Source organism: Bacillus cereus, assembly GCF_015071065.1.
GTDB classification, from domain to species: Bacteria; Bacillota; Bacilli; order Bacillales; family Bacillaceae_G; genus Bacillus_A; species Bacillus_A cereus_BA.
Window position 1 is genome coordinate 61,503 of record NZ_VOVA01000007.1, and the last position, 18,389, is coordinate 79,891.

Below are 18,389 nucleotides of genomic sequence, written 5' to 3' on the forward strand. Positions count from 1 at the left end.
AAAAGCTTTTAAGGTTATACTCAAAAAAAGCACCGCCATAAGGCGATGCTTTTCATTACGAAGATGATGCAGTTCGTTCGTTCTCTTCTACAGCAGGCTCTTCAACAGCTTTTTTACGATCAGACAGTTTAATCTTCTGTAAGAAAATCGTAAAGATAGCACCTACTACGATAAATACCAATCCTGTTAAGAATACAGTATGAAGTGAGTCCACTAAAGAACTTTTCAAAACCGGTACGATGCTATTAGAAAATGCTTCTGGCATTTGTTTTAAAGCCTCTGGACTAAATAACATAGAATATAAACTTTGTGGATCTGTATGAATCATATCTTTCAATTTTGTTACCATTTGTCCCGCTTCTTTCGGGAACGTATCTAATACAGGTACTAATTTATTTGTTAACGTTGTACCTGAAGTGTTATTCATAATTGATCCTAAAATTGTAATACCGAATGTTCCACCGATTTGACGGAAGAATTGACTTGATGATGTTACAACACCAAGATCTTTTTTCGGGAAGCTTTCTTGTAATGCTAATGTTAATATCGGCATAACAAGACCCATTCCTAAACCGATAACCATCATATAAGAAGTAGCGGTAAGCTTAGTTGTGTGCATATCCATCGTTGTTAATAACCAGAAACCACTAGCCATAATAAGCATCCCTGTAATAATTTGTGGTTTCACACCAATTTTTAATACAAGCTGACCACCGATAATACTCATTACGATCATTGTGATCATCATCGGTGTCATAATCGTTCCTGATTCAGCAGCACTTACGCCTACAATTCCTTGCATAAAGAACGGTACGAACATAATTGCTCCAAACATTCCGATACTCATAAAGAAACCGATCGCATTCAGTAGTGTAAATGTGCGGTTTTTAAAGAAGTGCATCGGTAAAATTGGTTCTTCAGCCTTCGTTTCAACGATAACAAAGCTAACAATACCAATGGCAGCTAATGCAAATAACCCGATAATTTGCCAAGAACCCCATGCATAATCTTTCCCGCCAAACGTTAACGCAAGTAATAAACTTACAACACCGAGAATCATCGTGAAGATTCCAGCGATATCAATTTTAATTGGTCCTGTTTGTTTATGTGCTTTTAATCCCATTGCAATAAAGATTGTCGCTAAAATACCAACTGGTAAGTTAATATAGAATACCCATCTCCAGTCCACTGCGTCTACAATCCAACCACCAACTTGTGGTCCAATTACAGAGGCAAGACCATATAGAGCTCCAAAAATACCTTGCCATTTAGCACGTTCTTTTCCCGTGAACATATCTCCGATAATAATCATAGCCATTGGCATCATAATACCGCCACCAAGACCTTGAATACCACGGAAAATAATTAATTCTGTCATACCGTTTGCCATACCACATAACGCTGAACCCACCATAAAGATAATTAATCCTGCTATATATACGTTACGACGCCCAAGTAAATCCGCTAATTTACCTGCAATCGGTACAACCGTTGTTGATGTTAACATGTAAGCTGTTGTTAACCATGTCATTAAACTTAATCCACCTAGTTCACCGACGATACGCGGCATTGCTGTACCAACGATTGTTCCGTCCAATGCAGCAAATAGCATCGCGATTACTAAACCGATTAACAACAACTTTCTATTCTGATTTTCTTGTTGCTCCATGTAATCTCCTCAATTCCTCTTAGTTTTTCTCTTTTTTCTCTGGTGTCCCGCAAATAATTGTTTCTAGCTTTTCAAAGAGGCGTAACAAATCTTCCCTCTCTTGTAATTCTAAGTGTGAGAAGTATTTTGCAATATGCTCATTACGAGCCGCCATCGCTTCTTCTACTGTAGATTTCCCCTTTTTAGTTAGCTCAATGACAACAACGCGGCGGTCCTTATCGTCGTGATAGCGCTCTACTAACCCATGATCAATTAAACGATCAATCATTACTGTAATCGCGCTCGGTTTCACGTACATTTTCTCCGCTAATCGTGTCGCTCTTGAGGCTCCATAATGATCTAAAATCTTTAAAATATAAAACTGCGGTGGTGTAAGTCCTGATGCTTGCATTTGTTCTAATAGCTCTGTTTGCATTTTCTTTCCTATAGCAAATGTAAGAGCTTGAATCTTATCAATATGAGTCATATCATTTGGCATGTTATCCACCTCTTATTTAAGCAATAAAATATTTAACGTATTTAAATATTAATCCCGCAAACAAAATACGTCAACAACTTTCTTTATAAAAACGTTTACATTTTTGTCACAAAGTTGTATAATTTCCGTCGAAGTCAATATTGACAGTCACGGAGAATCGGAGTATACGGCTATGAATCATAAAAAAGGGAACTTTTTTATATTTCATAGCCTTTTTGTATTCTCTCTGTCTTAAAAGGCTTTGAATTAATTAGGAGAGGATTTTCATTTTATGTTTTTCACACAATTATTTAAACCTGCGCCCCACGCGGAACGCTTACCAGCTGATCGCACTGATAGCGAATACCGTAAATTACGTTTACAAGTATTCTTAGGTATCTTCATCGGTTATGCGGGTTACTACTTTGTTCGAAAAAACTTTTCACTCGCAATGCCATACTTAATCGAACAAGGCTTTAGTAAAGCGGAACTTGGTGTTATCCTTTCAGCGGTATCTATCGCTTATGGATTAAGTAAATTTCTCATGGGTATCGTATCCGATCGTTGTAATCCTCGCTACTTTTTAGCAGCTGGGCTATTTTTATCAGGTATCATTAATATTATTTTCGGTTCATTTTCTTTCATTACAACGAGCATTATACTCATGTTTGTACTTCAGTTTTTAAATGGATGGGTACAAGGTATGGGGTGGCCTCCTTGTGGACGTACGATGGTTCACTGGTTCTCTGTAAGTGAACGTGGTACAAAAATGTCTATTTGGAACGTCGCTCATAACGTCGGCGGCGCGCTTATGCCTTCTCTCGTTACATTAGGCTTATATTTCTTTGCAAATGACTGGAAAAGTATATTTTACTTCCCAGGTATTCTCTCGATTTTAGTTGGGATTTATGTATTAATTACGATGCGTGATACGCCTCAATCTTGCGGATTACCATCTATCGAAGAACATACTGGCGAATATCCATCAGAAGAAAAAGTAGCGGATCGTGAACGCGAACTCTCGGTAAAGGAAATTTTATTTACATACGTATTAAACAATAAATTTTTATGGTACATCGCTATCGCGAACGTATTCGTCTATTTCGTGCGTTACGGCGTTGTAGACTGGGCTCCTACTTACTTAGTAGAAGAAAAAAGCTTTACTCACAGTAGCTCTCGTACAGCTTATGCCTTATATGAGTGGGCTGGTATTCCCGGTACCCTTCTTTGCGGTTGGATGAGCGATAAACTATTTAAAGGACGCCGTGCACCTGCTGGTATTTTATTTATGGTTGGTGTATTCATCGCCGTTCTCGTTTACTGGCTAAATCCTGCTGGTCATCCAATGATTGATAGTATCGCACTTGTTTCCATTGGATTTTTAATTTATGGACCTGTTATGTTGATTGGGCTACACGCTCTTGACTTAGCACCTAAAAAAGCTGCTGGAACTGCAGCAGGCTTAACTGGATTCTTCGGTTACCTAGGCGGAGCTACTTTTGCTAGCGCAGCTATGGGCTTTATTGTAGATGGATTCGGATGGGACGGCGGATTCATTTTGCTCCTTGCTTCTTGTGTGCTTGCAATGTTCTTCCTTGCTCTTACTTTAAATACAGGATCTGCTAAATCAAAAGAAGTTTAAACAAAATATAATGTGTAGAAAAATAAACATAAAAATAGCTCTCAGCATTTACTTACATGCTAAGAGCTACTTTTTATTTATCGTTCTTCTCTTGCTATTTATATTAATCAATTCCCTTCTATTCATACGATTAAAACATTTACTGAAACATCTTTATTAAAACAGCTAACATAACAGATCCAGCAAATCCACCTAAACAAATTAAACTTACTCCTTGGCTATAAGACAAATTTTGAAATGATTTCATACCTTCCATCCTCCCTATATCCCCTTTGATATTCTTATTTTATCAATGGAAAAAATTTCATAACATCGATTTCGCTGACAACTAACTTACAAATTTGTAAGTTAACATTTTTTAAAACTTATATATCTAGTATGTCCACACTCTACCCCTTAATACATCAAAAAAAGACCTCGAATCATATCAAGGTCTTGCTTACACTTAAAAATATTTCAATCAATTTATTTTATAATCATCACCGGACATTTCACACGCTTTGCTATTTTATGACTTACGCTACCAAGCACCATCTCTTGCAGTGTATTTAGCCCTCTACTCCCAGCAATAATAAGATCTATATCTCCTGTATTTACATATTGAACAATCGTATCTCCTGGATCGCCATGTAGAATCGTAATTTTGTAGGAAATGTTCTCTTTCTTTAATAAACCCTCAATCTCTTTTAATTTATCTTTTCGACTAGCTGATATCGTTTCTAAATCCGTTTGTCCTTGTATAATATCTGACTTTGCCGTTCTATTATCTACTACGTACACAACTTCAACATGTGTTTCTTCGTTAAATTTCGCAATATATGTTGCATGCTCGGCTGCCCGAAGTGCATGTTCAGAACCGTCACATGCTAATAAAATTTGTTTGTACATATGCTGAATCCCCTTTTCGTTATCCTACTCGTATTATATAATAAAGCCCCCTAAAAAGGAGGCTTCTAACTAGCAATTCTCTTATTATAAGTAGCTAAATTCGCAACGAGCTTCGAGCTTCGTTCATTTAACCCTGTGATCCTTACTTTCACACCGTTCTGTTCATACTTCATGATAACTTTATCAATTGCTGCTACTGCTGAATCATCCCATACGTGTGCGTGAGTAAAGTTCAGCTCAATTTCCTTCGCAACTTCATTATATGAAAAAGCATTTATAAAATCTGCCGTAGATGCGAAGAATAGTTGGCCGTGAATTTCGTATATTTTCTTATTTTCAATATACAAATGTTTCACGTGAATCTTTGCCATATTGAATGCAAATAAAACCGCGCTAATTATCGTTCCGATAATTACACCTAATCCTAAATTATGTGTAATTAGGACAATCACAACTGTTACGATCATAACAAATGCGTTTCCTTTCGGTACTTTATGAAGCGTTTTTACAGAGTTCCAATCAAACGTCCCAATTGAAACCATAATCATAACAGCCACTAAAGCAGCCATCGGAATATGAACAACGTAATCACCTAGCACGAATAGTAATACGATTAAAAACCCACCGGCTACAAACGTTGATAATCGTCCGCGACCACCTGATTTAATGTTAATAACAGATTGCCCAATCATTGCACATCCTGCCATTCCTCCGAAGAAACCAGCGACGATATTTGCAATACCTTGACCACGTGCTTCCTTATGTTTATTACTTTCAGTATGTGTCATATCGTCTAAAACCGAAGCTGTTAATAATGACTCTAGTAAACCGATAATTGCAAGCATAACTGAGTACGGTAAAATAATACCTAATGTCTCAAGTGTAAACGGCACATCAGGAATACTAAAGAACGGTAATTCTTTCGGTAAACTTCCCATATCCCCTACTGTTTTCAACTGTAATCCGCTCATAAGTGCAATGCTTGTCACAATAATAATTGAAATAAGTGTAGACGGTACAGCCGTCGTAATACGTGGAAATAAATATATAATTGCAAGTCCTAATGCGACAAGTACATACATTTGCCAAGTTGCATGTTTAAAATGCGGCAATTGCGCTGTAAAAACTAAAATTCCAAGTGAATTTAAAAAACCACTCATAACTGATTTAGGGACAAACTTCATAAATGAGCTCAGTTTGAACACACCAAAAATAACTTGGACAATACCTGTTACTATTGTCGCAGCAAATAAATATTGTAAACCGTGATCTTTCACAAGCGTCACCATTAATAATGCCATTGCACCTGTTGCAGCTGAAATCATCCCAGGTCTTCCGCCGACAAACGAAATTGTAACCGCAATACAAAAAGCGGCGTATAACCCAACCGTCGGATCTACACCTGCAATAACAGAAAAAGCTATCGCTTCAGGAATTAATGCTAAAGCAACAACAATCCCCGATAGCACGTCTCCTCTCACATTTGAGAACCATTCTTTTTTTATAGTTTGAAACAAAGTAACACTCCTCTACTCTTTAATTCTTTGATTTTCTCCATAAGAAAATCAGAGCCGACTGCACGAAAGCTATTATATAACGAGTAGAAGATCTTGTGCTATGTAAAAGTTTCCTAAAAAAAGACGCTACCAGCAGCAGCGTCTTTCCCCATTTAATGTCCACCATGCCCCTTGCCTTTTTCCTGAACAATCTCTAATCTCTCATCTAATACACCTTGCGTTTCAAACGAAATATTTTCAGTATTCCCTAATAAGAATCCATGATTGTATGGACCGATTGTTGGATCATCTTTAAACTTCGGCTGAATGCTAGCAAGAAAATCATAAATGGGTTGTGAAGCTTTCCCTTCCTCTAACAATACAACAGGGGCATGTTTACCCATATGTGAAAACGGTGCTCCCGCAATTGCTAAGTCTGGTGTTTTACTCGAAACAAACGACAAACCGTGACCAGGTTTTGTGAACCCCCAGCCAAATTTCGTTTTTTCATCTTTAAATTTCGCAAATGCAACCGAATTTTCTGTTGGAGTCTCCCCATTAATACGTGTTACTTTTCCATATTTACTTAACTCTTTTTCTACTTCTTTTGAAATGATTTTTTCTGGTCCTAACACATATATATTCGCTTTATCTTTTCTCATCTTTAATGCCTCTATTGTCGCTTCTGGCACCTTATCTTTTTCTGTATATAAAAGTGGCTCTGGCATATGAGAAATCCAATTTACAGCTGGTGTTGTATATAAACGTCCTTCTTCTTCAGATGAACCGATAATAACACTATTTGGATAATCTCCTGTTATATCGGCATATTCTTTATCAACATCTTTAGCAAATGTAGCTGGATCCGTTTCTTTTATTTGCTTTACTTTATATTCTTTTAATTGCTCTAGGCTAGATGCCTCTACATCCCCCATCACCATAATTTGCGTTCCATCTTTCGTTCCGAGCGGATTTAATCGTTTGATTTCTTTTAACGTCATTTCGGGTACCTTTTCTTTTTCTATAAATAAAATCGGTCCGTTATTCGGATGATGAATAAGATCTGCACTTGCAATACCTAATTGCCACTCGTTCACTGGTACTAAAATAACAGCACCCGGCTGATTTTCTTTATGAGTTGCTGGCCATATTGTTTGCGAAGTTAACACTGCCATTTGCAGAGGATCATTTGTATTTAATCTCGTTACATTTTTTAAACTTGTCGTTAATAAATCATTCGATGCCCCGGCATTCATTTCTTTCGGCGCAGTTACCTCCGGATTCATTTTCATTTCCTTTTGCTCTGTTTTCTTCTCTTCTGTAGATTCATGATTTTTATGATCTGTATTCGTTTGTCCACACGCCGCAAGACCGACTGCTGCAATTATTGTTATCCCAAAAATTCGGGTCATCTTTTTCACTATATCGCCCCCGTAATTGTTTTCGAACTAATCTTATTACCTAAAATGGAATTTCAACTTTACGATAACAAGCAATTCTGAAGAAATTATGCAGATGCATTATAATCTGCACCATTTCTTCATGATTTTGACTTACAATTTAAGTAATAACTACAAATGCGGAGGTACTCTATGATCGATATACTACTTGTAGATGATGAACCGAGAATGCTTGAATTATTAACACTTTATCTTACTCCAATCGGATACAACTGCGTATGTGCAGTGTCCGGAGAAGAAGCTATTTCACATATAGAAAATCGAAATTTCAAATTTATTTTACTCGATATTATGATGCCAAAGATGGATGGGTGGGAAACGTGCAAAAGAATTCGATCATTTAGTAACGTTCCTATCATTATGGTAACTGCTCGTGATCAAACGGTAGATGTCATTCAAGGGTTAAAACTTGGAGCAGATGATTACGTGACGAAACCATTCCACGAAGAGGAGCTCTTCGCAAGAATTGAAGCTGTTTTACGCCGAACCAATCAACGTACGCAAATCCAATATCACGGCATTTTATGGGATGAGGCCAAGCATTTCATTTCTGTCTATAATGAAGAACTTCTTCTTACTCCAATCGAATTCTCTTTACTCGGATTATTTTTACGTCATGTGAACTACGTATTAAGCCGTGATCAGCTCATTGAACGAATTTGGGGATTAAATACAAATACAGAAGATAGAACAGTCGATTCACATATTCGTAATTTGCGTGATAAATTACGAAAAGTAAATTTTCCTATTGATCACCATTTAAAAACTGTTTACGGAGTAGGTTATCGATGGATTGATACCCTATATTAAGGAGCAAAACGATGAAGCGAATTTCTATTCAACTCGGATTTTATTTTCTAATTGTTACACTTTTAATCGAAAGTGTTCTATTTGTCTTGCTCTATTATAGCCTTGTAAACAATAGAGTAAATGAAGAAATGACAGCTTTATTAAAGCGCGGAAATAGTCACCGAGATGTCCTTGAAAAGTATTTTGATAGGCAAACAATCTCCCATGTTGCACTAATGGAATCCGAAGCCGAGACCACTGTTGTTATTACAAATGCAAATAAGGATGTACTAGCTAAATCCAATGAAATAAATACTACTATAAAAAAACATATTGAAGGAATGCAAACACGAACAGATCATGATGGAGCAATTATAGAGAATCATTGGAAAACATCTAATTATATATGTACAGTGAGTCCCATTGTAGTAGATGGCAACATAGAAGGCTATGTATATATGTTTCTCGGGACGGAATCGATCGAAGAAATGGTTAACGGGGTGACGAAACAATTTATTATCGCTGGAGTCATTACTTTTCTATTAACAGCCATCACCATCTTTCTATTATCACGTTTGTTAACAAAACCATTGTTACACATGAAACAAGCGACTGAAAAAATGAGTAAGGGCGATTTATCCGTTTCATTAACAACTACTCGAAATGACGAAATTGGTGAACTAGCATCATCTATTCAAACTCTCGCAAATGATTTACATTATATGAAAACAGAGCGAAGTGAATTTCTAGCAAGTGTTGCTCACGAATTACGAACACCATTAACGTACGTAAGAGGTTATGCTGATATTGCGTTAAAAGACAGTACAAATCCTGAGCAACGTTTACGCTACTTATCTATTATAAAAGACGAGTCTGATTATATTACAAACTTAGTTCAAGATTTATTTTCACTCGCTCAAATGGAAAAGCATAACTTTTCTATTGAAGTAACAGAAGTGTATTTACACACCTTCCTCACTCGAATTACTGAAAAAACAAATGTTATGTATGGCGAAAAACAAATTAATGTGGTCTTCACATGTCCATCCTCACTCCTAGTAAAGCTGGACGAGCAACGCTTTGAGCAAGTTATGATTAACGTGTTAAACAACGCTTATAGACATTCAAAAGAACATTCTCATATCAATATTTCTGTTACAGAAGACCATAAACGTATTTCCATTAGCATTGAGGACGAAGGCGAAGGTATTCCCCCTGAAGACCTCCCTCATATTTTCGACCGTTTTTATCGCGTTGATAAAGCAAGATCACGTGCTACAGGAGGCACTGGTTTAGGGCTCTCCATCGTAAAAGAAATTGTAGAACTACACGGCGGGAATATTACTGTAACGAGTGAGGTTGATCACGGGTCTTGTTTTGTAATCTCATTACCAACTATGTAGTAAAACACGACTATCATCAATAGTCGTGTTTCTTTATCATTTTACCTTATAATACAGATTTACAAATTGCCCAAAACGTTTTGTATCCGTTAAAGTTAAATTAATTTCCGGATTCTTTTCTTTAAATAACGGCATACCAGAACCTAATATGTGAGGTGTAATCGTAACAACATATTCATCAATTAGATTATTCCTAAAAAATTCTCTCAGTAGACTCCCTCCACCGACCATCCATATTTTAGATCCTTCCTGCTCTTTTAACTTTTTTATAAACTCCACTACATCTCCATTTACAAACTCTACATGTTCATTTGAACCTTTTTCAGAATTAGAAAAAACATAACATTTTTTATCTAGGTACGGGAATGGTTCCATATGCTCTATCACATAATCGTATGTTCTCTTTCCCATGATTATCGTATCAATTGATTCATACATCTCTGTATAACCGTTGTCGCCTTCTCCTTCTGTTTCCATTAACCACTCTAAATCATCGTCTTCTTTCGCGATAAATCCATCTAAGCTCGCTGCAATAAATAAAACAATTTCACGTGACATATCTTTTCCTCCTTACAGCTTCTATTGATAAAATCATCTTATACGCACTATACTAACCGTAAAACATGACAATTCGTGTCATGTTTAAAAAAGAAAAAGGTGATATCCTTGTCAAAAGCAAAACGTTTATTAGATATTCTTATATTTGTTTCTGCGAAAAAAACATTTACAGCCCAGGAAATATCAGATGAATTCAATATATCCGTTCGTACGGTCCATAGATACATTTTAGATTTAAGTGATATGGGGTTGCCCATTTATGCTGAACAAGGTCGCAACGGCGGCTATAAAGTATTAACCAATAAAGTAATTCCACCTATTTTATTTACTGAAGAAGAAGCTGTCTCCATCTTTTTTGCTTTTCAATCTTTAAGCTATTATCGTAACTTGCCTTTTAATACGGAAATCAATTCCGTTACACATAAATTATATAGCTCTCTTCAAAATGATGCGAAAGCTAAAGTTGATAAAATACGTTCTTATATCGCTTTTTGGAATCCGAAGAGAACAATTGATACACCACTTTTAAAAGAAGTGTTAACTGCAGCTATTGAAAATAAAAATTTACACTTTCAATACGAATCTAAATCTGGAATAAAAACAAAACATGTTCATCCTATCGGTGTATATGCCCACGATGGTTTATGGTATTTGCCATCCTATGACTTTAGTAGAAAAAAGGTATTACTGTATCGCGTCGATCGTATTCTTTCTATACTATTAACGGAAGAAAATGAAGATACATTCATAAATTTAGAAGAATGGTTTGCCTCTAGCTCTAACGTAATAAACATTCCTACTCAGTTACATGTTTTATTAACGACAGAAGGCGTGCGCCAATGTAAAAGCGTTCCTTACCTTGAGGAATTCGTTGTAGTAAATGAAGACGGGGCAGGATATATAAATTCAACAATTGATAATGGAGAAATTAATTTTATTACGCCTCTATTTTATCGTCTTGGAAAAGATGCACAAGTTTTAGAACCGAAAGAATTAATAGATGGTTTATGTGCACGTGCGAAAGACATTTTAAATATGTATGGAGACTAAAAAGCGTAAGAAAACTCCTCTTACGCCTTTTCAGTATGCAGTATTTGCTCTATCACTTCTTTTAACAATGTCTTTGGATTCTGCTTCTCTCCCTATTGTACCGGATAAAACTCAGCAAACGAACGCTCTTTATATCTCGGTACAATATGCATGTGATAATGAGTTAATTCGTTAAAGATTCCACCATTTTGACAAATTGTAACTCCGTCTGGTCTATATAATGACTTAATAGCCTTTGAAATAAGCTTAGAAGCATCCATAATCGCTTTTGCTACACAATCATCTAATTCGTCCACCTCTGTTAAAAACATAAAAACGTGAGCGCCCTATTCTCACGTTTTTATGTTTCACTTCATTAATTCAATTGTTTCTGTAACTTTTATACTATCTTTTACAGATTGAACGATCGTACAGTTTTTCACCGCAAGTTGCAGCGCCTTGTCTAATTGCTCTTCTGTAATGTTTTGCGCTTTAATTTTATAGTGCAAATGAACACTTTCAACTGGTTTTGATAAAGCTTCACTTCTCCCAATTTCGGTTTCAATTGTAAACGTATCGTATGTAATACGTTTCTTTTCTAAAATTGTTCGGAAGACAATTGCACTACATCCTGCGATAGAAGAAATGAGTAATTGTAACGGTGAATACCCGTTTTCTTTTCCTATCACCAATGAACCATACGATAAATCTGCCTCTATATCATCATGCTTAATTTTTATTTTCATACTTTGCTTCCATCTCCACTTTCATCGGTTTCTTCCGTTTCTTACTCATATAATAATATATGTAGCAGAAAATGATAAATGGAATACCACAATATAACGCCATTCGTTGTTCTGGAATAAACGCTAAACTAATAACAACGACGCTATTTGTAATTAAAGCTAAAATTGGAACAAGCGGATATAGTGGTGTTCTATACTTTAAGTCCTCTAATTTTCCTCCGCCTTTTAAATACTGACTTCTAAAGCGAAGTTGTGATAAAGCAATAATGATCCAACTTGAAACAGCAGATAAACCAGCTATAGATAATAAGTACATATATACTGTATCTTCTGCAAGGAAACTTGTTAATAAAGATAACGCCGCAACAGCAATCGTTACGACTAGCGCTGTAATTGGAATACCACGTTTATTTACCTTCTTGAAAGAAGTTGGTGCCATTCCTTCATTTGCAAGTGACCATAGTATACGCGTTGCTGCATATAACCCTGAGTTCGCTACAGATAGAAGAGCTGTAATAATAACGAAGTTCATAATATCAGCTGCATATGGAATACCGATTTTATCAAATACAACTACGAATGGACTTTCAATTATCCCTGCTTCTTTCCAAGAAATTAACCCTACTAAAATTGTCATTGTTAAAATGAAGAATAACATAATGCGCCATACTGTATTACGAATTGCGCGTGGAATTGTTTTTTCAGGATTCTGACTCTCTCCTGCTGCAATCCCGATTAACTCTGTTCCTTGGAAGGAAAAGTTAACTGTAATCATCGTAAGAAGCACTGCAGCTAGTCCATTTGGGAATAGCCCACCATCACTTACAAAGTTAGAGAAAAGAGGCGCTGCTTCTTTTCCGTCGTATGGTAAAAATCCTAGTAATGCGCTACCACCAAGTAGAATGAATGCAATAATTGTAACTACTTTAATACTAGAGAACCAAAACTCTAATTCAGCATAACTCTTCGCTGATATTGCATTTGAAGCATATAAAATAACCCCGAATACGAGACACCATACCCAAACATCCACATTCGGAAACCATCTTTTCATCATTAAACCGATCGATGTTAATTCTAATCCTACTGTTACTGCCCATCCAATCCAGTATAGCCACCCGATCATAAATCCAGTTCCTGGTCCAATAAACTTCGTCGCATACTTTTGGAAAGATCCTGAAACTGGCATTGCTACCGTTAGCTCTCCAAGACAAAGCATTGTTAAATACATAATAAATCCGCCCACTAAATATGAAAGGATGGCTCCCCCTGGTCCAGCCTGATTAATAGTGTATCCTGAACCTAGGAAGAAACCTGTCCCGATTACACCACCTAGTGCTATCATAAATAAATGTCTACTCTTCATCGTACGATGTAATTTATCATTCGTTGTTTGCTGCATCTTAATCCTCCCCTACAAGTACCCCTATATCTTGTTAAAATTTTCTGATAATAAAAATATACACGAAAGCGGTTACAATTTCTATATAAAATTAAAACTTTTCTGATAAAACATTATAAAAATTTAATTATTACGAGGTTTATATACTAATATAAGGGAAATAAGGGTTAATAAGGAAAAACTCTTACGTATTATTGTAAGAGTTAACGAAGTTCTAATCTTCTCGATAAAATTGATAAACTATAGTTTACGATGAAATACATACAAGCTGCTAGTATAAATGTTGGAATCATATAATTTACGTTCTGTCCGCTAATAATTTGAGCATTATGCATAAGCTCCGGCAATGATATAACAACTGCTAATGACGTATCCTTTAACAATGAAATAAATTGACTAACAAGCGGAGGAACCATTCTTCTAAGTGCTTGTGGTAAAATAATGTGCCAAAGCGTTTGGACATATGTTAATCCTGACGAGCGCGCCGCTTCAATTTGTCCTCTTTCGATAGATAATAGACCGCTTCGAACAATTTCAGATATCATCGCTGCTTCAAATATCGTTAAAGCAACAATTGCGGCCGTTATAATTTCTAATTTCAAACCTGCCTCTGGAAGTGCAAAATACGTAAAAAATATAATTAAAAGAAGTGGTAAGTTTCGAATAACTTCAACGATAAAGCCTAGTATTGGTGAGATGACGGGTATTTTTGTATAGCGCAAAGTTCCTATTACACTACCGATAATAAAACTAAGTACAATCGCTACAAGAGCGACTTCTAACGTTACAAGCAATCCTTTTAATAAAAAGAGTATATGATCTCCTGTAATAGCACCTTGAAAATCCATTTACACCCCCTCCTTTGCCAAACGTCTTTCCAAATAACGCACTAGCATACTTAGCGGAATTGTTAGTACTAAATAAAACATCCCAACAAATATATATACATCAAACGTAACGAATGTCTTCGTCGAAATTAAGTCTCCTTGATACATTAAATCCGCTCCAGCAATAATTCCGAGTATTGAAGAGTTTTTTACTAAATTGAGAAATTGATTTCCTAGAGGAGGAATGACGATTTTCATCGCTTGAGGTAAAACGACATGATACATCGCTTGCGTATAAGTTAATCCTGAAGAACGCGCTGCTTCCATTTGACCTTTCGCGACTGATAAAATACCAGCACGAATTACTTCCGCAATAAAAGCCGCTGTATAAACTGTAAGCGCAACTGTCCCTGCTACAAAACCGTTGAAAGTAATTCCTATTACAGGCAAAGCAAAATAGAAAATGAATGCAATTAATACGAGTGGAATATTTCTAACAAACTCTACATAGGTAGAGCCAATCCAATTCAAAATACGAATAGGTGCAATGCGCATCACTGCCATAATAATTCCTAAAACAAAACTTCCTATTAGCGCAACTACACTAGACATTACCGTATATTTAAATCCTTCTAAATACATATCAATATTATTCGTCAAAATAGAAAAGTCAGGCACATATTCTCCCCTCTTTCTTTATAAGAAGAGGATGAGCATCCCTCATCCTCTCACTCTTACTATTTATTCCAATTGGTATAGGCTAATTATCATTAGGAGATAACCCTTCCCCACTGATTAAAGTTTCACTTTATTTTTCTTGCTTTTGACCGATCCATTTTCCGTACAATTTATCGTATTCCCCATTCGCTTTCATATCTTTTAATAAACTATTAATCTCTTTCGTTAAATCGTCTGCACCTTTTTGCACTGCAATTCCATACGGTTCATCCGTGAAAATTTTCCCTACAACTTCATAATTAGAATCTTGTTTTGCCATTCCATAAAGAATCGCATTATCTGTCGTTAAAACATCGCCTTTACCAGCTTTTAACGCTGTAAATGCCTCACTATAATTCTCAAACTCTAATACTGTTGCTTCTGGTGATTTTTGACGGATGTTATTTGTAGACGTTGAGCCTTTTACAGCCAATACTTTAACGCCTTGTTTCACATCATCAATACTTTTAATATTGCTTCCTTTTTTCACAAGTAACGATTGCCCCGCTTTAAAATATACATCTGAAAAATCCACTTCTTTTTTACGCTCTTCCGTAATTGTCATTGTCGCAATAATGGCATCAATATCACCATTTTTCAGCATTGGAATACGTGTTTTAGACGTTACTTCTTTCAGCTCTAGCTTCTTTTCATCGCCAAGAATTTTTTTCGCAAGCGCCTTCGCGATATCAATATCGAACCCTTCTACCTGCCCTGTTGAAGGATTTTTCAATCCAAATAAATTCGTATCATTCTTCACCCCAACTACTAATTTCCCGCGCTTCTTAATTTGCTCAACAACTCCGCCTTGTTTCGTATTTGTTTCTTTCGCCTCGTCTTTTTTACCCCCGCATCCAGCAACAATAAACACAAATAAACATGAGAATATGATTAGGGTAAACAGCTTTTTCATTTTAAGCATGAAATTCCTCCTTTAATGATTTAACACTCGGCTTAAAAATAGACGAGCTCTTTCTTGTTCAGGATTTGCAAAGAATTGTACTGGTGTTGTATCTTCGATAATTTGACCATCATCCATAAATAAAATCCTATCTGCTACCTCACGTGCAAATCCCATCTCGTGTGTGACGACAACCATCGTCATGCCTTCTTTAGCCAGCGCTTTCATAACATCAAGCACTTCACCAATCATCTCTGGATCAAGAGCAGACGTAGGCTCATCAAATAGCATAATCTCCGGTTGCATCGCGAGCCCTCTAGCAATCGCCACCCTTTGCTGTTGTCCACCAGATAATTGATGCGGATATACACCTGCCTTCTCCGGAATTCCTACTTTCTCTAAATAAAACATCGCTGTTTTCTCCGCTTCTTCTTTTGAAACTTTATTTACTTTAATCGGTGCTAGTGTAATATTTTGAAGAACTGTTTTATGCGGGTATAAATAAAAGTGTTGAAAGACCATCCCAATATTTCGGCGCAATTCATTCATATTTGTTTTCACATTGTGTACTTCCTTATTTTGTACAATCAATTCTCCATCGGTAATTGCCTCCAATTGATTTATACACCGCAGCAACGTGCTTTTCCCTGACCCCGAAGGGCCAACAACTACTACCACTTCACCTTTTTTCACTTGTACATTAATATTTTTCAAAACTTGAAAGTCACCGTAATATTTATTCACATTACGAAACTCAATCAACTTACTCCCTCCTTCCCCTAACAAAGCATGTACACTCTTTTTATATTCAAAAATAGCTTAAAAAATAACTTTCATCTGCATTTTGTCCATAAAAAAGAGCAAAGGGATTTCCCTTTGCTCTTTCATTCCTATTCTATTAAGATACTTCTTCTTTTTTATCTTTCCCGTATTCATGCTCCCAGAAATCTGCATTTTTAATTCCTAACGACTGCGGATCGAATACTGGATCTTTTCCTTCTTTTTTCTGCTTTTCATAATCCTTTAATGCGATCAATGCCGGTTTTTGTAATAATAGAATCGCAATAATGTTAACCCATGCCATAATTCCTACACCAATATCTCCTAAAGCCCATGCTGTCGCGGCTGTTTTTACACAACCGTAGAATACAGCTCCTAAGAACACAAACTTTAGTACGATAGACATCCAAGGACGGTCTTTATCACGGTTTAAGTAAGCTATATTCGTTTCTGCAATGTAGTAATAAGCCATAATTGTTGTAAATGCGAAGAATAGTAGAGAGATTGCTACGAAACCGTTTCCAAATCCAGGGAAAACAGACTCTACTGCTGCCTGTGTATAACCAGGACCTGGCTGTGCACCATTTAATTTATTGACGATAAAGTTTTTTCCGTTTGCATCAAATACGTTATACATGCCTGTAATAATCATCATAAATGCTGTTGCTGAACAAACAAATAATGTATCAATGTAAACGGAAAAGGCTTGTACTAACCCTTGTTTAGCTGGATGCGATACTTCAGCAGCTGCTGCTGCATGGGCCCCAGTTCCTTGCCCTGCTTCATTTGAATAAATACCACGTTTTACACCCCAAGAAATTGCTAAACCGATAATCCCGCCAAAAGCAGCTTCTAATGCAAATGCACTTTTTAAAATTAACATAAAAGCATCTGGTAATTTTTCAATATTCATACCTACAATTACACAAGCTACTAAAATATAACCAAGCGCCATAAACGGTACTACAACTTGCGCTACGTTAACAATTCGCTTAACTCCGCCAAAAATAATAAGTGCTAATGCCGCTACTAATACCGCTCCTGATACAGAAGTATTAATGCCAAAAGCTGTTTCTAAACTTACAGCAATACTATTCGCCTGAACACCTGGAAGCAGCATCCCCGTCGCAAGAATCGTTGCTGCGACGAACACTAATGCGTACCATTTAACACCTAGTCCTTTTTCAATGTAATAAGCCGGACCACCGCGGAATTGCCCTTGATGCTTCGTCTTATATATTTGTGCAAGCGTCGATTCTACATATGCAGAACCAGCTCCTAGAAAGGCTACCGCCCACATCCAAAATACAGCCCCTGGACCACCAAAGGCAACAGCCGTTGCAACACCGGCAATATTTCCCGTTCCAACGCGCCCAGATAACGAAAGTGCTAACGCTTGGAATGAAGAAACACCCGCATCAGATTTTTCTCCCTTAAATGTAAGCTTCACCATTTCTCCTACATGTCTTACTTGTAAAAACCTCGTTCGAATGGAAAAATATAAGCCTACTCCTAAACATAAATAGACAAGTGCGGGACTCCAAACAATATTATTTATCCAACTTACGATAGCTTCCAATACTCTTCTACCTCCATTTATAAAGAATTTTCAGAATATATAAAAA

Annotated in this window: 18 protein-coding genes and 1 pseudogene; 4 read left to right on the forward strand and 15 right to left on the reverse strand. The window is 36.5% G+C overall.

Annotated features, from left to right (window positions below; all coding sequences use genetic code 11):
• Positions 1-55: 55 nt before the first annotated feature.
• The gene (locus FT637_RS18275; RefSeq protein ID WP_193647510.1) at positions 56-1,669 is read right to left on the reverse strand and encodes an MDR family MFS transporter; all 1,614 of its coding nucleotides are present in this window, start codon (positions 1,667-1,669) and stop codon (positions 56-58) included.
• 19 nt (positions 1,670-1,688) lie between these two features.
• Positions 1,689-2,147 carry a MarR family winged helix-turn-helix transcriptional regulator gene (locus FT637_RS18280; RefSeq protein WP_193647511.1) on the reverse strand — a complete coding sequence of 153 codons (459 nt, stop codon included), beginning with the start codon at positions 2,145-2,147 and terminating at the stop codon, positions 1,689-1,691.
• A 271-nt stretch (positions 2,148-2,418) separates the two neighbouring features.
• On the opposite strand from FT637_RS18280, the gene glpT reads away from it, so the two are divergent.
• A complete protein-coding gene (glpT, locus tag FT637_RS18285; protein ID WP_193647512.1) occupies positions 2,419-3,768 on the forward strand; it encodes a glycerol-3-phosphate transporter in 1,350 nt (449 codons plus the stop codon).
• A gap of 139 nt (positions 3,769-3,907) precedes the next feature.
• Here the strand turns inward: glpT and FT637_RS18290 are convergent, their stop codons facing one another.
• The 4 genes from FT637_RS18290 to FT637_RS18305 all read right to left on the reverse strand — a co-directional run bounded on the left by FT637_RS18290 (position 3,908) and on the right by FT637_RS18305 (position 7,573).
• On the reverse strand, positions 3,908-4,015 hold the full coding sequence (locus tag FT637_RS18290) for a DUF4027 family protein (RefSeq protein ID WP_131231982.1): 108 nt from the start codon (positions 4,013-4,015) through the stop codon (positions 3,908-3,910).
• Positions 4,016-4,233: 218 nt separating this feature from the next.
• The gene (locus FT637_RS18295; RefSeq protein ID WP_002010593.1) at positions 4,234-4,656 is read right to left on the reverse strand and encodes a universal stress protein; all 423 of its coding nucleotides are present in this window, start codon (positions 4,654-4,656) and stop codon (positions 4,234-4,236) included.
• 65 nt (positions 4,657-4,721) lie between these two features.
• Entirely contained in the window at positions 4,722-6,173 is a 1,452-nt protein-coding gene (locus FT637_RS18300) for a SulP family inorganic anion transporter (RefSeq protein ID WP_193647513.1), read from the reverse strand.
• A gap of 152 nt (positions 6,174-6,325) precedes the next feature.
• The gene (locus FT637_RS18305) at positions 6,326-7,573 is read right to left on the reverse strand and encodes a cell wall-binding repeat-containing protein (protein ID WP_193647514.1); all 1,248 of its coding nucleotides are present in this window, start codon (positions 7,571-7,573) and stop codon (positions 6,326-6,328) included.
• 171 nt (positions 7,574-7,744) lie between these two features.
• On the opposite strand from FT637_RS18305, the gene FT637_RS18310 reads away from it, so the two are divergent.
• Together FT637_RS18310 and FT637_RS18315 are read left to right on the forward strand one after the other, a co-directional pair.
• A complete protein-coding gene (locus FT637_RS18310; protein WP_193647515.1) occupies positions 7,745-8,422 on the forward strand; it encodes a response regulator transcription factor in 678 nt (225 codons plus the stop codon).
• A gap of 11 nt (positions 8,423-8,433) precedes the next feature.
• Entirely contained in the window at positions 8,434-9,804 is a 1,371-nt protein-coding gene (locus FT637_RS18315; RefSeq protein ID WP_193647516.1) for an ATP-binding protein, read from the forward strand.
• A 36-nt stretch (positions 9,805-9,840) separates the two neighbouring features.
• Here FT637_RS18315 and FT637_RS18320 read toward each other — a convergent pair whose 3' ends face one another.
• Complete coding sequence (locus tag FT637_RS18320; protein WP_193647517.1) at positions 9,841-10,362, reverse strand: dihydrofolate reductase family protein; 522 nt, start codon at positions 10,360-10,362, stop codon at positions 9,841-9,843.
• 108 nt (positions 10,363-10,470) lie between these two features.
• Here FT637_RS18320 and FT637_RS18325 point away from each other — a divergent pair, with 108 nt between their 5' ends.
• Entirely contained in the window at positions 10,471-11,412 is a 942-nt protein-coding gene (locus tag FT637_RS18325) for a helix-turn-helix transcriptional regulator (RefSeq protein WP_193647518.1), read from the forward strand.
• Between the two features lie 20 nt (positions 11,413-11,432).
• Here FT637_RS18325 and FT637_RS18330 read toward each other — a convergent pair.
• From FT637_RS18330 to FT637_RS18365, 8 genes and pseudogenes are all read right to left on the reverse strand, one after another.
• Positions 11,433-11,717: pseudogene (locus FT637_RS18330) on the reverse strand (HIT family protein); the annotation flags it as partial.
• Positions 11,718-11,759: 42 nt separating this feature from the next.
• Positions 11,760-12,137, reverse strand: coding sequence for an OsmC family protein (locus FT637_RS18335; protein WP_193647519.1), 378 nt, complete (start codon positions 12,135-12,137; stop codon positions 11,760-11,762).
• Positions 12,121-13,539, reverse strand: a complete 1,419-nt coding sequence (locus tag FT637_RS18340) for an amino acid permease (protein ID WP_193647520.1) — start codon at positions 13,537-13,539, stop codon at positions 12,121-12,123. The genes FT637_RS18335 and FT637_RS18340 overlap by 17 nt, the downstream gene beginning before the upstream one ends.
• A 203-nt stretch (positions 13,540-13,742) precedes the next feature.
• Positions 13,743-14,387: an amino acid ABC transporter permease gene (locus tag FT637_RS18345; protein WP_193647521.1), complete on the reverse strand. Its 645-nt coding sequence runs from the start codon at positions 14,385-14,387 to the stop codon at positions 13,743-13,745.
• Entirely contained in the window at positions 14,388-15,044 is a 657-nt protein-coding gene (locus tag FT637_RS18350; RefSeq protein ID WP_193647522.1) for an amino acid ABC transporter permease, read from the reverse strand.
• A gap of 130 nt (positions 15,045-15,174) precedes the next feature.
• Complete coding sequence (glnH, locus tag FT637_RS18355) at positions 15,175-16,005, reverse strand: glutamine ABC transporter substrate-binding protein GlnH (RefSeq protein WP_193647523.1); 831 nt, start codon at positions 16,003-16,005, stop codon at positions 15,175-15,177.
• 12 nt (positions 16,006-16,017) lie between these two features.
• Positions 16,018-16,800 (reverse strand): amino acid ABC transporter ATP-binding protein, encoded by a 783-nt coding sequence (locus FT637_RS18360; protein ID WP_319805954.1) that lies wholly within the window; start codon positions 16,798-16,800, stop codon positions 16,018-16,020.
• A gap of 82 nt (positions 16,801-16,882) precedes the next feature.
• Positions 16,883-18,343, reverse strand: coding sequence for an alanine/glycine:cation symporter family protein (locus FT637_RS18365; RefSeq protein WP_193647525.1), 1,461 nt, complete (start codon positions 18,341-18,343; stop codon positions 16,883-16,885).
• Positions 18,344-18,389 lie beyond the last annotated feature (46 nt).